The organism is Mesorhizobium sp. Arg314 (assembly GCF_053714275.1).
This window is the reverse complement of the sequence record NZ_JBSKBP010000042.1, coordinates 1-18,207: the sequence shown is the minus strand read 5'-3', so window position 1 is coordinate 18,207 and position 18,207 is coordinate 1. Positions and strand designations below refer to the sequence as shown.

The following is an 18,207-nucleotide window of genomic DNA, read 5'->3' as shown; positions in this document are numbered from 1 at the left end:
CCCCCGGAACACAGGGCAGTTAAAGTGACGGTCATGACAATAAATATGACCGCGGCGGGCTCATCAGCCGGCCAAGTTTCCTGCCGATCTGGATCGGACCGCGAGCACGGAGGCCGGTTCATGTTGCTGACCGAACATATTGCCGGCCTGGTCGCCGGCACAACCTTCAACGCCCTGCCTGGTGACGTCCGCGACAAGGCGAAGCTCCTGCTCTTGGACCATATCGGGTGCATGATCGCTGGGAGCGCGACACAAGGCGCTCGGATGATGAGAGGATACCTTGCCGGAACGGATGGCGGCGGGCCTAGCACGGTTTTTGGCACCATGAATCGCATGACGGTAGCCAATGCCGCTCACGCCAACGCGACCAGCGCGAGCATGCTCAGCCTGGACGATTCCTTCGTACTGTTCGGTCATCCGGGCGCATCGATCATACCTGCCGCTCTTGCGGTGGCGGAACAGACCGGCGCTACGGGCGAACAGCTCATCGCGGCGGTGGTTTGCGGATATGAAATGTCGCTCCGGCTTGGCACGGCACTCCGGCCCAGTGAGGAGCGAGACCGGCAGGTGAAGGGTCTCGCGTCATGGCAGATATTTGGTGCCTGCAGCGCCGCAAGCCGGCTTCACGGTTTCAACAATGTCGAAGTTGCCGATGCCTTCGGGTTGACAGCGATGCACGCTCCCCTCCCCTACCTGCGCAAATTCCATTCGCGGCCTATGAGCCTGCTCAAGAACAACTATGGGTGGGCGAACAAAGGCGCAATCACCGCCGTCGAGCTGGTGCGTGCCGGTTTCCATGGAAACCGGACAATCTTCGACGGCGACGACGGTTTTTGGGCCATGGCTGGGTCCGACCGGTTTGACGAGAGCGCGCTCACGGCCGCGTGGGGAAACCGCTTCTTCATCCTTGAAACCGGTTTCAAGCCATACGGTGTGTGCAGGTGGATCCACACAACCGTTGACGCACTCAGAAGGCTTCAGGGCGACCAACCGTTCTGGGCCCCGGAAGTCAAGGAAGTGCGCGTGGAGACGGTTGGCGAATTTGTCCGGGAATTCAATGGTCCCTGGCCCGGCTCAACGGTCGAGGCCGCATTCCATATTCCCTATGCCGTAGCCCTTGAACTACACGACAAGTCTTCAACAACCGGTTTGCGCGACGGCGACCTGCTCGACCCCGCGCTGAAGGAGACTGCTTCCCGCGTGAAGTTGTCAGTCCTTGAAGGTGCGGATGACAAATTTTATTCCAAGCGGCTTTTGCCCGCCAGGGTGACCGTCACATTGAATGACGGAACTAAGGTGCTTGCCGACGCCGAGGTCCCAACCGGCGCTCCTGGGGGGCCAGCGTTCGATCGGCCCGAAGTTGAATCCAAATTCTTAACCATCACTGCACCTGTCCTCGGGCTAACAGTCGCGGAAACGATCCGTGACGCGGTCCTCGAGATTGAGAGCCTACGGGTTCGAGACGTTCTCCAACGAGTTTCGGCCGCTGCCTAAGGCGTCCGCTTACAACCTTCAGAAGTCAGGAACAGAATGATGCAATCCCAAAGTGCGGTTCAGAAAGAATCCTCGGCCAAAGCATTCTACGCCGGCCGGGGGGTTTCAGAGACTCTTACCGTCTCGCACGCGAAAGGCATCTTCTTCTGGGACGCTAATGGCAAGCGTTACCTGGACGGATCTTCCGGGGCAGTTGCGGCAAACATCGGACACGGCAACGAACGGGTCCGAGATGCCATGTTAGACCAGGCAAACCGCATCAGCTATGTGATCCGGACCGCATTCACATGCGACGCTACGGATGAGCTCTGCAAGCTCATCGCGCAGCTGGCAGGGCCGGGCTTCGACCAGACTTTTCTTGTTTCAGGCGGCTCGGAGGCCGTTGAATCGGCTCTTAAGCTCGCCCGCCAGTACGCCTATGTGAACGGCGAACGCGACCGCTGGAAGGTACTTGCCCGCCTCCCCGGCTATCACGGTGCCACGCTTGGCGCCGCTGCCGTAACCGGTGATCCTGACCGCGATGCCATGTTCGGGCCGATCATGCAGATCATGCCAAAGGTCCCGTCACCCCTGAGTTACCGAGTGCCGGAAGGTTTTACAGTCGAAAGCTATGCAGACCATTGTGCCGACGCTTTGGAGAAGCAGATCCTGGCAGAGGGCCCGGAAACCGTGCTCGCCTTTATCATGGAGCCAGTCGGTGGCATCGCGACCGGTGCTCTGGTAGCCCCAGACAGTTATTATACGAAAGTCCGCCAGATCTGTGACCGCCATGGCGTCCTCCTGATATTTGATGAAGTAATGTGCGGTGCAGGTCGCACCGGCACGTTCCTTGCGGCGCACCATTGGCCGGACGCGCTGCCGGACCTGGTTGTTTGCGCCAAGGGACTGAGTGCCGGCTATACGCCCCTCGGGGCAATGATCGCCCCCAACCGGATCGTCGACAAGGTTGTGGAATCTGGCGGGTTCCTTCATGGCCATACGTATTCGGGCAATCCGCTGTCTTCGGCGATCGGAGTGGCCGTGCTGCGGGAGTTGCTGGACAATGACTTGATGGCCACCGCGACGCGTATGGGCCACCTGCTCCGGGAGAGGCTCAACGCCCTCAAGGACAAGAGCAGGACCATTGGGGATGTCCGAGGGCTCGGACTCTTGAATGCCGTTGAAATCGTTCAGGACAAAGCAACCAAGACCATGTTCCCGGGATCGAAGCAGGCCTCGTACCAGATTTCCGATATCGCCAGGAACCTCGGGCTTCACCTTTATTCGCGACGTGCTGCGAGTGGCAAATTCGGCGAATGGTTCATGGCGGCGCCACCCCTCACGATCACCGAGCAAGAGCTTGACCTGTTTATGGAGCTCACCACCGAGACATTCCGTATCTTCGAGAGTGAAAATTCCTAGAACTCGGCTCTCCAACTCCCAAGGTGGTTCATGTTTCCTGGTGATGATATTCTCCCGGTCGTGCGCCAGTGGCGCCATGACTTTCATCGTCATCCAGAGCTGCTCTTCGACCTGCCTCATACAGCGAGAATTGTAGCCGAACGGCTACGCGCATTCGGGTGCGACAGGGTTGTTACCGACTATGGGAAGAGCGGCGTGGTTGCCGTTGTTGAAGGTGCGGCTGGACCGGGTCCAAGCATTGCCATCCGCGCGGACATGGACGCATTGCCAATAATCGAAGCCACGGGACTACCTTACGCCTCGACGCAAAACGGCATGATGCACGCTTGTGGCCACGACGGCCATATGGCCGTTCTCCTTGGGGCAGTCAGCCATCTCGCCGCGAACCGAACGTTTCCAGGACGACTGATCGCAGTCTTTCAGCCGGCCGAGGAAGGTGGTGCCGGCGCCAAGGTAATGGTTGACGCCGGCCTCATCAAGGATTTCGGCCTCGAAGAGGTTTATGCACTGCACAACTGGCCGGGGCTGGACGTCGGCCGATTTTCTATTTGCGACAACGCTATGCTTGCCGCTTCGGATCGCTTTGACATTCTTGTGCGAGGTCGCGGTGGACACGCGGCCAGGCCTCATGAATCGATTGACCCGATCGTGGTCGGCAGCCACATCGTCGTTGCCCTGCAGGCCATTGTCTCCCGTGAAGTTGATCCTGTCGACCCCGCGGTCCTTTCGGTGACCTCCATGCACGCGGGGGAGGCTTACAACGTGATTTCCCCCGAGATGGTTCTCAAGGGCACGGTTCGGACACTTTCAACGGCAAACCGCGATCTTCTTGAAAGGCGGGTCCAAGAGATTGTCCCTTTGGTGGCCCGCGCGTTTGGCGCCGAGGTTGAGATAGATTACCGGCGGGGCTACCCTTCGACGCGCAATCACGCTGCCCAGGCCCGCAAACTCGGCGATGCAGCTGCGCGTGTTTTTGGAGAACGGGCCGTCGACAGGACGTTTACACCGGTCATGGGCGCTGAGGACTTCTCGTACATGCTGGAAGCCTCACCGGGCGCATTCATTTTCATGGGTAACGGGCCGACGCAAGGGCTGCATCACCCCGCTTACGACTTCAACGATGATGCGCTGCCCGTAGGCATGCGGCTCTGGATTGAGCTTATGAAGGGCGCCGCGAGCTAGCCCTTGTCTGCTTCGAAATGCAGCTGTGTCTGCCACACGTGAGCGCAAATGCGCCCCTGATCATCGCGCAGAACCGTGTGCCAGACCGACGTTTTCCGCCCCAGGTGTACGGGCCGGCACTCTGCACAAAGACGTGATCCCACGCATCCCCTAACGAAATTGGACTTCGATTCGAGCGTTGCGGTTTGCTGCCCGGCTTGGAGATTCTGTAAGCCACCCATGGCTCCGACGCTGTCCGCAAGGGCCATCAGGACTCCCCCGTGCACTGCACTCCCCGAGTTCATATGCCGCTCATCAATGTCAATGTGGGCGGTGACGACGTCAGGCGCCACGTCGTCAATTACGATCCCTAGAGAGCGTTGGAACCCCTGCAGGGGCATCCGGCGGATATCTTCGACCGACCATGGACCCGCTTCCGCGCGGACAGGCTTGCGTTCCCCTCCTGGTGTCGGTGCGTCTACCATGAGGTCTCTCAGCTCCGGCCCTTCAGCCCAAGGATCTGGCGGGCCTCGTCGGGGGTTGCAACATCCAGGCCCAGTAGTGTCAGGATGTCCCGCATTCGGGCGACCTGCTCGGCGTTGGATCGGGCCAATCTCCCCCGCTCAAGGTAGAGGTTGTCCTCCATGCCGACGCGGACGTTCGAGCCCATTGTCGCACCCATGGTGCATAACCGGAACTGGTGCTTGCCTGGAGCAAGCACCGACCAATGATAGTCCTGGCCAAAAAGCCTGTCGGCGACCGTCCGCATATGGGTCACATGGTCAGCTGCGAGACCGATGCCGCCACTGAAGCCGAACACCGTCTGGATGATGAACGGCGGCTTGAGTAGGTCGATCTCCGCGAAATAGGCAACATTGTAAAGATGGCCGACGTCATAACATTCACATTCAAACCTGGTGCCGCCGGCGCCGACCTGACGGATCGTCTCTGAAATCATTTCCTCGGTGTTCGGATACACGCGCGACGGCGCCGCCGTGAAAAGCTCGCGTTCCCACTCGTGCTGCCATGCGTCAAACTTTTCTAGGATGCGTTGGCGACCATAGGGGGAAAGCGATCCCATGTTGAGGGAGGCGAGCTCAGGCTTAAACCGCAAGGCCGCCGCCATACGATCGGCCACGGTGGTCTTTGCCCCGCCACTGGTCGTAATGTTGATGACAACATCGGTTTCTGCGGAAACGCGTTCTATAACAGGCGCGTAGACATCCGGGTCCGGCGTCGGCCGGCCATCCTCCGGATTGCGTGCATGGAAGTGGACAATCGCAGCTCCGGCGGTTACCGCATCGATAGCCTGGTCCGCGATCTCGTCAGGAGTAATCGGCAGATGGGGCGACATGGTCGGTGTGTGAGCTGCGCCTGTCACGGCACAAGTGATAATAACCTTGCGGGTGGTCGCCATGGGATGCTCCGTACTTAGTATCGGAACCATGGCCCGCCCTGCGACGCGGCGCGAGGCTGATGAATTATCCTCGGATCGAATTGATTATGCGCGCGAACGATTGCTCAGCGTCACCGCGCATGCTTCGGCGTCATACCGAAATGTCGCTTGAAGGAAGCGCAGAAGTTTGAGGTGTGGCCGTAGCCGACCTCGAAGGCAACTTGCTTGAGCGGAGTATCCCCTCCTTCAAGCAGCAATCGCGCGCGCTTCATCCTCCGATCCGTCACGTACTGCGCGTACCCCACTCGGGTTTCGGCGCGAAGCTCATTGGACAGCTCCTGCGCCGAGACCCCTACCCTTGCGGCCAGTTCAGTCAATGACGGCGGATTCCGCAAGCTGGCGTCGACCAGTGTTTTGACCTGCTGTACCCGATCAAGTGCTGTACCGGGTCGGCTCACCTGTTCGTGGTCGGTCAGAAGCGTGCTCAAACTTAGGTAGAGAAGCTCGCTGGACTTTGTCGCGATGTAATTGCGGGCTAGAATCGGGTGGATACGCGGGTGGAGCAGCTGTTCCGCGGCCGACATGAGGGTAAAAGGCAGTGGCCGCGAGTAGAGGAACGCCTCTCCCCTCGCCGCCCCCGTACTCGAGAAATCCGGGAGACAACCTGGATAAAACCCGAAAATCTCAGACAGGGTCTCCGGCCAGATACCAACGGTCAGCGATGTCTCATTGGTTCCCCGTATCCAAGTACTGCGCTTGCCCACACCGCGTGGTTGATAATAGACCCCAAGGGTCGGGCCGTTAAGTTCAACCCGATGTACCCCACCAAGCTCGATGCACCGTGAACCCGCCAGGTGAAGCAGGAAAACCAACCGACCAAGTCCCGGCTCGTCGTCGGAGAACCCATACCGGGCTTCGACGTTACGAATCGTCAGGCTAGGATTGCGGGCGTCATAGTACCCCATTACGTGACCCGACGCATATTCGTTAGGAGGCAGGACGCGATATTCTCCGGAAACGTCGCTGTCCTCCGTTCGCTGGACCACAAACCGGCTGCCGCGGCTCAGATTCTGGAGGAACTCATCGGTATTCGTGAGGCTTTGCGCCATGGCAACCGGGCTCGTCATTCTCGGAGGAGACCAGACCTCTAGCTAGCGTTCCCTAGTCGTAAGCCAACTATGGGTCGGGCATGGAGGGCTGTCAATAGCGCAGGCAACCGCATCGCGCCGGGTGTGTTGCCCTGTCGGCTTGCAGGCGAACTGTCGCACTCGCTGGAGCAAGCCGTTTGGCCTTACGCTAGGAACTAAAGCGGTTTGCGAGCGCGTCCCGTTGGCTCACCGCTTCAGCCAAAATCGCATCTTGGTCCGCAGAAACAAGGCGTCCTTTCTCGAGGATGACTCTGCCATCAACAAGGACGGTATCAACCGGGATCATGGACGATGAAAGCGCCAACAGGATGCCCGTGTCATCACGCCACGAGTGGTGCGTAATGTCGCGCGCCTCTCGAATCACAATATCGGCCCGCTTGCCAACTTCGAGACTGCCGATCCGGTCTCCTAAGCCGATGTTTCGGGCCGCGTCCATGGACTGCATGTAGAAGGGATCTGCGTCGTTCAAGCGTTCGCCAAACGACGCCGACAGGTAAAGGCTCAGCAACCCGGCTATGCCTATTGGATGGACAATCGTCGTATCGACCCCCAGGCACACGCTCACACCTTGATTGTAAAGATAGGGGAACCAGCACTTGTTGGGCGGCGTCACGCGGTAACCGAGGGCGTTGTTCGGACACCAGGACAAGCCGGGTTTTTCCGAGATGATCAGGTCCACGTCTTCCTGATCAAGGACGTTCATGTGTGCTAACATCGTGGACGGCCGCAGGGCGCCAAGACGGTGCATGCGTACTGCCCCGGAATCGCCGCGCTTGCGCTTTTCGTCAGCAACAAACTCGGCCAAGAAAGACTGGTGTTGCCACAGGATGACATTATTGTCCGCGGCGATTTTTGCCGCTTCTATTGTCAGCTCGTCCGTGGCGGTTCCCTCGCCGTACAGGCAGACGTACCCGCGAACGAGCGCATTTTCGTCCTTGTTCCGTTTGAGCTCGTAGGTCCATTCGTCGACGGCCCGCTTGGCTCCCGCAGGGGCGCGCTCTTCGAGGGCATCGTTGTGAAGCTGGGGAAAAATGGAGCGGAATGACGAAATGTCATCCCAGGCGAACGGGGCGGATACCATCGCACGCATACCGACGCGCGTCATGGCGTCAGCATATGCATCCGTTTCAAATACCGTTCCCGGTTCAAAATGAAGCGTGAAACCGCGCTGCAGCATCGAACAGGCGGCCGCTGCCGAATAAGCGGACATAATTTCCGGAGTCGTGGCCACCTTGAGAGCGGCGTAATTCAACTTCGTGCCCTGCCCGCTCTGGGGTGAAAAAGGCGCGCCATGATAGGCCATGCCGGTCATGTGCATGTGGGTCTCGATCAGACCCGGATGCACAAGCGCGCCCCGGGCATCAATCTTCTTCGCGGCATCATAGGCAGCCAGAATGTTCTGCTCCGGCCCTACCGCTAGGATCGCACCATCCTTGATGGCGATGGCGCCAGGCTTGAAATGGGGCATCGCCCGGTTTCCGCTGAAAATGTCACCGTTGATGACTAGGATGTCGGCTGTTATCTTTTGCATCATGTGCTTCTTGTCGATTGAGTTCGCTTAAGCGGCATCGGGGTCGATTGTGTCATTTGAAACCGGCCGCCAGCGACCGCGACACGCCGGTCGGCGCAGCCGCGGTCGAGTATAAGCGGATTATCTCACACCGGCCGCTCAGATCATCCCGTGATCCATTTGGTCCAGCGTTCGGTCACCGCTGCGCGGTTTGCGTCAATCCAGTCGCCGTCCATACGGGCAACTTTCGGCCAGTTCTGTGGTGCGGTCACCAAGTCCGCCGCAACGGCAGGATCGAGTAGTGCGGCCGCGTCCTTGTTTGGGAGCGAGTAATGCATCTTCTTGATGAAGGCTGCATGCGCTTCGGGGCGGGTGTACATAAAATCCAGAAGGGCCTTGGCAGCATTCGGGTGAGGGCCACCCTTGATCACACCAAAGAGCTGTGCTTCGAATATGGCGCCGTCCCATGTATACTTGATCGAGGCGCCTTCTTCCTTCAGGCGGGCAGCTCGCCCGTTCCAGAGCATAGAGGCGACCACTTCCTTGGTTCGGAGCAACTGCTGGCTCTGGTCGCCGCTTGTCCACCACGCCGCAATGTTCGGCTTCAGTTTGTCAAGCTTGGCGAAGGCGCGATCCACATCCAAGGGATATAGCTTATCCGCGGGAACGCCGTCGGCCATCAGGGCCGCCATCAGCACGACCCAGGGGCTGAAGTTTGGAAGTGAGCGCGGCCCGGGGAATTTTTCGACATCCCAGAAATCAGCCCAGTTCTGCGGGCCTCCGTTCGGAAAAGCCTGCTCGTCGTACGTGAGGACCGATCCACCTGGATCCCAGAGGACAGCCGTACCGAAGCATGACCCTTTAATGCCATTGGAGACGACATTGGGGAGCTTGCTGCAGTGGTCACCCAAGTCTTCGAGGAATGGCTTGAACTCTTTCGATTGTGCCACTTCATAGCTCAAGCCGATCAGGTCCCATTCGACCGTATTGGCTGCCGTCATTGCTTTGAGTTGAGCCAATCCTTCTGACTGACCGCCTCCGGTCGGAACGACCTTGATGCCAGATTCTTTGGTGAAGGGCGCGAAGAACAGTTCGTTCATCAGGTCGAGATAGACCCCGCTTCCCATCGAAATGATAACCTGGTCTTCGCCGGCCGCCTTGGCTGTCTCGACCAGCGACGCTGTCGACTGCGCAAGGGAGATCCGGGGCATGATAACCGACGTTGCCGCTGCCGCCCCGATTGTTAGAATATCGCGTCTGCTAAACATGCATATTCCCCTTTTGCTTTTCTTTTCCGGTTGAAAGCTCTGCCACACGGCTAATTTTGTTAATGGGCGAAACGTTATGCGGATGCTGGGTTTGTTATGGGCTCCCAGGAATTTGCCAATTTTCAGCCAGTCGCAAGAACCGGCGGGCGCCGTCCATTCCACGGCAACGCCTCTTCCAAGTCGCGCGCGATCCTCACTAGTGTGGCTTCGTCGCCGAAGTGAGCTACAAGCTGAACGCCAATTGGCATGCCGCTCGAGCTAGTCGCAAGCGGGAGCGAGACCGCCGGTTGCCCGGTGACGTTGAAGATCGGCAGATGGCAGCCCTTGTAACCTTGTGCTGTCCACTCTTCGGCGGAACTTTCCGCGTCCAACAAACTGTGAACTCCGTGAGAGTGTGCGACGAACGGTTGCGTGGGCGTCAGAAGAACATCAAAGGCGCCGGTTGCCGCAGCCACTTGCCTGCGAATGCGGCGAACCGTTGCATCCTGCCGTGCCAGTATTGCAAGAACATTTGGACTGGCGGCGAGTTCTCTCTGACCATATTCATAATATCGAAGATTGATCGGCTCGAGGCCGTCAAGATCAAGCCTACGCCCCATTTCCTTCGCCACATTTTCAACCCAGAGCATGTAAGTTCCCGCCTCTGACAGGGCGAGGCCAAGGAACTCTTCAAAATCAAAGGGTGCCGGGATTCCCGTCAGTTGATGCCCCATACCTTCAAGCAGCTTTGCCACATCATCGACTGCCTGGACAACCTCGGGCTCAACGGGCAAATGTCCCCAGGTCCTGCGGGCTACTCCAATCTTTAGGGGTCCGGTAGGACGCTCAAGCTCGTCTATGTAGGGTCGTTCCGGTTTCACGATCACGAAAGCATCGCCCGCGTGGTATCCGGAAAAGGCGTCAAGGGCGGCGGCCATGTCGCGAACACTCCGGCACAGAACAAAATCGCGAGACCGGCCTCCCCTTTGGTCTTCATTCCCATCCGAGGAAATACGCCCTCGGGAGGGGAGCAACCCAACCAGGCCGCACCAAGACGCAGGTCCACGGATCGAGCCACCACCATCGCTGGCGTGCGCTATGGGAACGATCCCCGCAGCGACAGCTGCTGCTGCCCCACCGGAAGAACCACCGGCGGTAAGATCTGGGTTCCACGGGTTGCGTGTGATGCCGTGAAGGAGGGTTTCGGTCGCTCCGGACATTGCGAGCTCAGATATAGCGGTTCTGCCCACCGTTCGCAGACCGACTTTCCGTGCCTGCTGAAAGAAGAACCCGTCAGCTACCGGCCGATGACCTTGAAACAATCGGGATCCTTTTTCCTGGAGGCGGTTCGCCTCTGCCGGGCCAATATCCTTGCGCAGAAAAGGGACGCCCTGGAAATGTCCTGCATCGGCCCCGGCAACCGTTTCCGCATCTTCATAAAACTCGACTACGGCATTTAGGGTGGGATTGACCTGTTCACACGCTCGGCGCGCCAACTGCGCCAGCTCGCGGGGTGTAATGTCCCCCACCTTGACCAGGGAGGCTAACTCGACGGCGTCGAGAGTGACGTATTCATCGATTCTCAAGGGAAGCTCTTTACGACTGGGGCGAACCCTCTAACACTCCCAACTCACCATCCGGCGGCCAAGTCTCATTTATTATGGGGCACCTTCGATTGTTATCTCCACCGCAGGTTTTGTGCCCCTCTCGAGCCTTCGGATTGGGGCGGCGCTCGATCATAACAATAACAGTTGCGTGCCGAGCATAACGAATCACAAGAGTTAAAGGGCGCTATTTGGCCGAATATGATGCGTGCCTAATAACCAGGGGGAACTTTTATGAAGGTGAAAACTACCCGCCGTGTCTTTCTTGCAGGGACATCAGCCTTGCTTTTGGCACAAAGCGCACGATCACCGGCCCATTCGGCCGCCCAGACCCCGGGGGGCTCACAATCACTCCAAAAAGAACTTGTGATTGTTGCGTCAGGCGGGTCATTCGAAAAGTCGCTCAAGAAAAATTTTTATGATCCATTTACAGAATTGACTAGGGTAAAAATCCGATCGGTAGCAATCAGCCAAGGCGAACAATGGACCAAAGTAAAGGCCATGACTCAATCTGGAACTATGGATTGGGATATCGTCTCGGCAAACCCGTCTGATTTTTATTCAGAGAGCCAATACCTCCACGACTTCGGCGACTGCGGCGAACTACCCAATGTCCTGACCGACGGAATTCCCGGCACTTGTCACAAGTACGGCATTCTAAGGGGGATCGGCGGAGGTGTGCTCGCTTACAACAGCAAACTGTTTCCGTCAGATAGCGCACCAAAAACTTGGGCCGACTTCTGGGACTTGAAAAAATTTCCGGGTCGACGGGCCCTACCAAATGACCCGTTTTGGGTACTCGCAGTCGCTCTGTACGCTGATGGTGTCACTTCAGAAAATTTCCTGCCTCTCGACCTGGATCGTGCGTTCCGTAAGCTTGATCAGATCAAGCCCTATGTTGAAGTTTGGTGGACGAGCGGTGACCAGAGCCAGCAGCTATGGAGAAATTCCGAAGTCGTAATGTCCATGATGTACGTTAGTCGCGCTATCCCCCTAAAAAATGAGGGGCTTCCGATTGACATCGTATGGAAAGGCGCACCGAAAGACGTGGGCTACTGGTCAATACTTAAAGACGCTCCGCATCCCGAGGCGGCCAAGGCGTTCCTCAACTTCTTCATCACTCGGCCCGAAGCACATTTTGCTCATAACAAGCAAGTGGGTGCTGACTCAGCGAACAGGTTTGCGAATGATCCGCTTCCCCCGGCAGAACGGATCCAGCGGGCGACGTATCCAGAGAACTGGGTAAGCATGGTCGATGCGGATCAACTTGCCCAGGATAGCGACACGCGCGCCAAAATCCTTGAACGATGGAATAGCTGGCTCGCCCAGTGAGCGAGGTAGTGCAAGCCGCAGGCGCGGCTCCTTCTAGGAGCCGCGTTCCGGGAACCTCTGAGCCACGGTCGCACACCTGTCAATTCGTTATCGACCGGACCGAGCGACCCCGTGTAGGGCGGGCCACTGTGATGAACAGTCGGTTTAAGGTTGCGGCATCACGCCATGCTCAAAAGCCCACATGACACGCCAATAGCCGCGGGCGCGGGTCTTATAGACGGCCATCAGGAGCAATTAAGTGCAAAAAATCATAGTCGGCACAATTATTTACAACGGCGATGTCTTCACAGGAGATCGCAATCAGCCCCACTACCGCCCGGGAGCAATTGCCGTCAAAGACGGCGTCATTGTTGCTGTCGGCCCCGAGGTTGAAATCCTGTCCGCATACCAGGGTCACAGGTCAATCGACGCCGCCGGAAACTTAGTACATCCCGGCTTTATAGAAACGCATTTGCATATGACGGCCATGGCGTATCATGGCGCGCCGTTCTCGCCAACGAAGCTCGACTACTCAACACTCAAGGCTGCAACCGATCCATCGATTACGGCGGCCTACTCAGCAGCAGCTGCCTGCTCCATGCTCCAACGCGGCTTCACCCTGCTCTTCGAGCCGGGAACGGTGTTTGAAACGGATGCCTTTGCCGAGGCAATGACGACGTGCGGGGTTCGCGCTATGGTATCGGCGCCGTACGGCTGGGATGATATGTCGTCATTTGCCGATATTTTGCCCGAGCTGGTAAATGGCGCACTGTTGAGCCGAGCGCCGGTTGATGCCAAACGCGTCATAGACCAATGCAAGCGTGAGATTGGTCGCAACAATGACAAAGACGCTCTGGTGCGCGGATACGTTGGTCTTTATGGCGAAGGGACCGCAACCGATGATTTGACGCGTGAAGCCGTTAGACTGGCTGCCGACTCAAATGTCATTCTTTGGCAACACCAGTCATTTTTGCCAGAAGCCGTTGCAGACGAGAGAAAAAAGCGGGGAGACACCGGCGCTGTCCGAATGCATAGACTAGGTGCATTGGGGCCTAGTACCTTGCTGGGCCACATGAACGTTCTTGATGAAGCCGATGTGGCGCTCATCATTTCCGAAAAGCCCGGCATTTCATGGTGCCCAAATAATCTCTGCGGTTTAGGGTAACGCCCCCGCACAAATGCTGGTTTCCCTATCTTTATCGAAATGGAGTGAGTGTCTCGCTGGGCGTCGATACGATTGGAAGTGATCCGATTGGTATCGCAGGCCTCGTCAGTCTTTACCTTTCTGCATCCTCCGGAGAACGGCTGAACGATGCAGATCCATTTTACATGCAAACGATCGACGCGGCGAACAATCTTGGCCTTGGCGATCGGCTTGGAAGCTTAACGGTCGGAAAGCGGGCGGACGTCGTGATCCGAGAGGCCCGCGACATAACCCATCACTCCTGGCGTGATGACACGGGCATCCTATTGGCGCTTTCATCGTCCATGATCCCGGTTGATACCGTCATGATTGATGGAAGGATTGTTCTGGAGAAAGGTCGGCTCACGACCATGGACCAAGACGCGATCCTCGCCGAAGCACTCCGGCAGCGTGATACTCTAACTGACAGATTGTATAACTGAAGATGAGGCCCCTGTGGAAGCCGTGCTCTCGACCCATTAAAACGAGTGCCTCCCGAGTACGGCAACGATATTCGATGTTATCGAAAGCACGCAATTGATGAAACACACAGGCCGATCGCTTCCAACCTCATCAGCCATAACCAATAGTCCGGCTTCATAATCCGTCGCGCGCGGAAAAGGCTTTCCCAGCCGGCACACAGCCCCCAATATCCCTTATAAGTGTTCCCTCGGTATGGAAGGATGGGCACCACAACAAAAAGGAATGGGGAATTCCATGAAAGGTTCGAGTGTGACGGTCAGCGAGATCGTCAAGCAATACGGGGCCGTCACGGCAGTGGACGGGGTCTCGGTCGACGTTCAGCCGGGTGAGTTCTTGTCTCTGCTCGGCCCATCGGGTTCGGGCAAGACCACGTTGCTGATGATGATCGCGGGTTTCGAGTTACCCACATCGGGAGTCATTCGGGTCGGCGCGACCGATGTCACGCGCGTTGCGCCAAACAAGCGCAACGTTGGTATGGTTTTTCAGAAATACGCGCTGTTCCCGCATATGTCGGTACGGGAAAACATCTCTTTCCCGCTTCGCATGCGGAAAACGCCCAAAGCTGAGATTCACCGCCGTGTGAGTGAGGCCCTCGATCTGGTCCACTTGGGCTCTTATGGCGATCGAAGGCCATCGCAGCTGTCGGGTGGTCAGCAGCAGCGCGTCGCCTTGGCCCGAGCGCTCGTTTTTGAACCTCCGGTGCTTTTGATGGATGAACCGCTCGGCGCCCTTGACAAGAAGCTCCGCGAACAACTTCAGATTGAAATAAAAACACTACAGCAGCGCCTGGGCGTAACCGTCATTTTCGTTACGCATGATCAGGAAGAAGCCCTGACCCTGTCAGACCGTATTGCCGTCATGGATGACGGCCGGATCGCCCAGATTGGCTCACCGTCAGACCTTTACGCGAACCCGTCGACCCCGTTCGTCGCCGAATTCATCGGAAAGATGAACTTCCTTGAGGTCGACTATCTTGGCGCAAGCGCCGCTGGCTCGGAAGTCCGCCTTCTCGACACCGCGCGCTTTACCGTGGCGCGACGGCCGAGCGAAACAGGAAGGTTCCCAGAAGGTACCCGGTTAGTCGCGGCCGTGCGCCCTGAAAGCATCACTGTTCAAAAACGGGGTACTGGCACGGGTGACGGGGTATCCGGCAAAGTTGCCACCTCGATTTACCTTGGTACGCACCAGACCCTTCTTGTTGACCTTGACGGCCGGGAAGGTCCCCCGATCCATGTCCAGTTGCCAGTCAGCCATGGGAGCCAAACATTTGCGCGGGGTGAGAGCGTTGACCTTTCGTTTAGACCAGAAGCTATCCATCTCTTCGCCCGGGGGACCGATCAGTGAGCGCCACCTCTGGACCTCTCCCTCCGCATATGCCCAGCCTGAAAAATCGCCTCATGATCGGCAGTGGCGGCAAATATTCGGCCAGCCTGACGGCTCTGCTTCTGCTGCCTCTACTACTGCTGCTGGTATTCTCTTTTCTTTACCCGGTAGGCAAGATGTTGGCGGGAAGCCTCGTCGATCCCGATTTCACCTTAAAACACTATGCGCGGCTGTTTGCCGAGCCAATCTATGCCAAAATCCTCTTGCGGACATTTTGGGTGGCGTTCGTCGCAACAGTTGTGGGGTTCCTGCTCGGTTATCCCGTGGCCTATGCCATGGCTTATACCCGAGGCCGCTACACTCTGTGGATCGCCGCGTGTGTACTCATCCCGTTGTGGACCTCCGTCCTGGTGCGATCGTATGCGTGGATCCTGCTTCTGCAGCGGCAGGGGGTAGTCAACCAACTACTTCTGAAAACCGGTATTCTCGAACAGCCCTTGCGATTGATCTATACCGAAGGAGCCGTAATCGTGGCGATGTCCCACGTCTTACTGCCGTTCATGATCTTGCCCATCTACAGCACCCTGCGGACGATACCTAAGGAGCTCGGTCAGGCCGCTGCGAACCTTGGTGCCGGACGAGCCACCACCTTCTACCAGATCACCCTGCCATTGAGCCTGCCCGGTGTTTTCGCGGGCTCGCTCATGACGTTTATCCTCGCCCTTGGGTTCTACGTCACCCCTGCCCTTGTCGGCGGGCCACAGACGATGACGATGGCGACGCTGATTGCCCAGCAGACCACGGTAGTGCTTGATTGGCCGTTTGCCGGGGCTCTCGCCACAGTGCTTCTTGCGGCGACATTGCTGCTAACGTTCACATTCCGCAGGGTTCTTGCGCGCACCGGAGGCTTCGGGAATGTCTGACACAAGTCATTCTGCGCAACCGTCGCTTTTGGTCGGGAAGGCACTCTTCGCGATCGTCGTCGCGCTGATCCTCTTCTTCCTGCTACTACCGACGCTGATCGTTATCCCGATTTCGTTTGGGAATGCCCCTTACATCGAGTTTCCGCCTAAGGGGCTTACGCTGCACTGGTATGCTGAGTTTTTCACTGATCCGGATTGGCTTGCTGCGACCTTTTTCAGCCTGCGTATAGCCCTGTTCACGACTATCACGGCGACAATCATTGGAACGCTCGCTTCCGTCGCGCTTGTCCGCGGTGATCTGCCGGGCAAGTCACTTGTTTTGGGACTTGCCCTCAGCCCGCTGATTGTTCCCCACATTATCATCGCGATCGCTTTGTACCTGTTTTTCGCGCCCCTCAAGCTGACCGGCAGCTTCATCGCCTTCCTTTTGGCGCACACCATGCTGACAGTCCCGTACGTGGTGCTGACCGTCTCGGCGGCCTTACAGAGGTTCGACCCTATCTTCGAGATGGCGGCCCTGAGTTGCGGAGCATCACGCTGGCGAGCCTTTTTCGCAGTGATCCTGCCCCAGATTGCGCCAGCCATTGTTACAGGTGCAGTGTTCGCGTTTGTCTCATCCTTTGACGAGGCGACCGTCTCGTTCTTCATCTCGGGCATAGAGGGCAAAACCATCACCCGAAAGCTGTTTGAAGACATCGATTATAACCTTACCCCAGTAATTGCGGTCGTCTCAACGCTGATCGTCGGCATCTCGATCCTCTTGATGAGTGCGGTCCGGTTATCCCAGAGAGCAGAAAGCAACAGTTGACCGTCATGATGACGAGGTAGTGGCGAACTCATTCAACATAGCGAGATCAAGGACCTAAACGATGAAAACGCGTGCCGCCGTTGCCGTCGCAGCCGGAAAGCCGCTCGAGATCATGGAGGTGGACCTCGAAGGGCCGCGCGAAGGCGAGGTGCTGGTCGAGGTGAAGGCGACCGGCATCTGCCACACCGACGAGTTCACCTTGTCGGGTGCCGATCCGGAAGGGCTGTTCCCGGCGATCCTCGGCCATGAGGGCGCCGGCGTGGTGATCGATGTCGGCAAGGGCGTGACCTCGGTCAGGAAGGGCGACCATGTCATCCCGCTCTATACGCCGGAATGCCGGCAGTGCCCGTCCTGCCTGTCGCGCAAGACCAACCTGTGCACCGCCATCCGCGCCACGCAGGGCCAGGGGTTGATGCCGGATGGTTCCTCGCGCTTCTCGATGGGGAAGGACAAGCTGTTCCACTATATGGGCTGCTCGACCTTCTCCAACTTCACCGTGCTGCCCGAGATCGCGCTGGCCAAGGTCAACCCAGACGCGCCTTTCGACAAGATCTGCTACATCGGCTGCGGCGTCACCACCGGCATCGGCGCGGTGATCAACACCGCCAAGGTCGAGCAAGGCGCCACTGCCGTCGTCTTCGGCCTCGGCGGCATTGGCTTGAACGTCATCCAGGGCCTTCGCCTTGCCGGCGCCGACATGATCATCGGCGTCGACGTCAACAACGACAAGAAGCCCTGGGGCGAAAGATTCGGCATGACGCATTTCGTCAATCCGAAGGAGATCGACGGCGACATCGTGCCTTACCTCGTCAACATGACCAAGCGCGGCGCCGACCAGATCGGCGGCGCCGACTACACCTTCGACTGCACCGGCAACACCAAGGTGATGCGCCAGGCGCTGGAAGCCTCGCATCGCGGCTGGGGCAAGTCCGTCGTCATCGGCGTCGCCGGCGCTGGCCAGGAGATCTCGACGCGCCCGTTCCAGTTGGTCACCGGCCGTAGCTGGATGGGCACCGCCTTCGGCGGCGCGCGCGGCCGCACCGACGTGCCGAGGATCGTCGACTGGTACATGGAGGGCAAGATCCAGATCGACCCGATGATCACGCACACGCTGAAGCTCGAAGACATCAACAAGGGCTTTGACCTCATGCATGAGGGCAAGTCGATCCGCAGCGTGGTGGTTTACTGAAGCAAAACCACTGGTAGAGGAACCCA

At 58.0% G+C, this 18,207-nt stretch carries 16 protein-coding genes; 10 read left to right on the top strand and 6 right to left on the bottom strand.

Annotated features, from left to right (window positions below; genetic code table 11):
* Positions 1-120: 120 nt before the first annotated feature.
* From ACWGS9_RS28560 to ACWGS9_RS28550, 3 genes are read left to right on the top strand one after another with little or no spacing between them, the layout of a single operon-like run.
* Complete coding sequence (locus ACWGS9_RS28560) at positions 121-1,494, top strand: MmgE/PrpD family protein (RefSeq protein WP_454508383.1); 1,374 nt, start codon at positions 121-123, stop codon at positions 1,492-1,494.
* A 39-nt stretch (positions 1,495-1,533) separates the two neighbouring features.
* Positions 1,534-2,895 (top strand): aminotransferase family protein, encoded by a 1,362-nt coding sequence (locus tag ACWGS9_RS28555; protein ID WP_454508382.1) that lies wholly within the window; start codon positions 1,534-1,536, stop codon positions 2,893-2,895.
* A 30-nt stretch (positions 2,896-2,925) separates the two neighbouring features.
* On the top strand, positions 2,926-4,077 hold the full coding sequence (locus ACWGS9_RS28550; RefSeq protein ID WP_454508381.1) for a M20 aminoacylase family protein: 1,152 nt from the start codon (positions 2,926-2,928) through the stop codon (positions 4,075-4,077).
* On the opposite strand, the gene ACWGS9_RS28545 is transcribed toward ACWGS9_RS28550, so the two are convergent.
* The 6 genes from ACWGS9_RS28545 to ACWGS9_RS28520 form a co-directional block, all read right to left on the bottom strand.
* Positions 4,074-4,457: a PaaI family thioesterase gene (locus ACWGS9_RS28545; RefSeq protein WP_454508400.1), complete on the bottom strand. Its 384-nt coding sequence runs from the start codon at positions 4,455-4,457 to the stop codon at positions 4,074-4,076. The two genes, ACWGS9_RS28550 and ACWGS9_RS28545, sit on opposite strands and share 4 nt — an antisense overlap.
* Positions 4,458-4,549: 92 nt before the next feature.
* On the bottom strand, positions 4,550-5,473 hold the full coding sequence (locus ACWGS9_RS28540) for a beta-keto acid cleavage family enzyme (protein WP_454508380.1): 924 nt from the start codon (positions 5,471-5,473) through the stop codon (positions 4,550-4,552).
* A gap of 110 nt (positions 5,474-5,583) precedes the next feature.
* Positions 5,584-6,561: a helix-turn-helix transcriptional regulator gene (locus tag ACWGS9_RS28535; protein WP_454508379.1), complete on the bottom strand. Its 978-nt coding sequence runs from the start codon at positions 6,559-6,561 to the stop codon at positions 5,584-5,586.
* 187 nt (positions 6,562-6,748) lie between these two features.
* On the bottom strand, positions 6,749-8,134 hold the full coding sequence (locus ACWGS9_RS28530; protein ID WP_454508378.1) for an amidohydrolase family protein: 1,386 nt from the start codon (positions 8,132-8,134) through the stop codon (positions 6,749-6,751).
* 140 nt (positions 8,135-8,274) lie between these two features.
* Positions 8,275-9,540, bottom strand: coding sequence for an ABC transporter substrate-binding protein (locus ACWGS9_RS28525; protein ID WP_454508377.1), 1,266 nt, complete (start codon positions 9,538-9,540; stop codon positions 8,275-8,277).
* Positions 9,501-10,943: an amidase gene (locus ACWGS9_RS28520; RefSeq protein WP_454508376.1), complete on the bottom strand. Its 1,443-nt coding sequence runs from the start codon at positions 10,941-10,943 to the stop codon at positions 9,501-9,503. The genes ACWGS9_RS28525 and ACWGS9_RS28520 overlap by 40 nt, the downstream gene beginning before the upstream one ends.
* A gap of 252 nt (positions 10,944-11,195) precedes the next feature.
* Between ACWGS9_RS28520 and ACWGS9_RS28515 the strand changes: the two genes are divergently transcribed.
* The 7 genes from ACWGS9_RS28515 (at position 11,196) to ACWGS9_RS28485 (ending at position 18,181) form a co-directional block, all read left to right on the top strand.
* On the top strand, positions 11,196-12,293 hold the full coding sequence (locus ACWGS9_RS28515; RefSeq protein ID WP_454508375.1) for an ABC transporter substrate-binding protein: 1,098 nt from the start codon (positions 11,196-11,198) through the stop codon (positions 12,291-12,293).
* A 238-nt stretch (positions 12,294-12,531) separates the two neighbouring features.
* Positions 12,532-13,437: an amidohydrolase family protein gene (locus ACWGS9_RS28510; RefSeq protein ID WP_454508374.1), complete on the top strand. Its 906-nt coding sequence runs from the start codon at positions 12,532-12,534 to the stop codon at positions 13,435-13,437.
* A 44-nt stretch (positions 13,438-13,481) separates the two neighbouring features.
* Complete coding sequence (locus ACWGS9_RS28505) at positions 13,482-13,898, top strand: amidohydrolase family protein (protein ID WP_454508373.1); 417 nt, start codon at positions 13,482-13,484, stop codon at positions 13,896-13,898.
* A gap of 274 nt (positions 13,899-14,172) precedes the next feature.
* Complete coding sequence (locus tag ACWGS9_RS28500) at positions 14,173-15,282, top strand: ABC transporter ATP-binding protein (RefSeq protein ID WP_454508372.1); 1,110 nt, start codon at positions 14,173-14,175, stop codon at positions 15,280-15,282.
* Positions 15,283-15,335: 53 nt separating this feature from the next.
* Entirely contained in the window at positions 15,336-16,184 is an 849-nt protein-coding gene (locus ACWGS9_RS28495) for an ABC transporter permease (RefSeq protein WP_454508399.1), read from the top strand.
* Complete coding sequence (locus tag ACWGS9_RS28490) at positions 16,177-16,992, top strand: ABC transporter permease (RefSeq protein WP_454508371.1); 816 nt, start codon at positions 16,177-16,179, stop codon at positions 16,990-16,992. Before ACWGS9_RS28495 ends, ACWGS9_RS28490 begins: the two co-directional genes overlap by 8 nt.
* A gap of 61 nt (positions 16,993-17,053) precedes the next feature.
* Positions 17,054-18,181: an S-(hydroxymethyl)glutathione dehydrogenase/class III alcohol dehydrogenase gene (locus tag ACWGS9_RS28485; RefSeq protein ID WP_454508370.1), complete on the top strand. Its 1,128-nt coding sequence runs from the start codon at positions 17,054-17,056 to the stop codon at positions 18,179-18,181.
* The last annotated feature ends 26 nt before the right edge of the window (positions 18,182-18,207 follow it).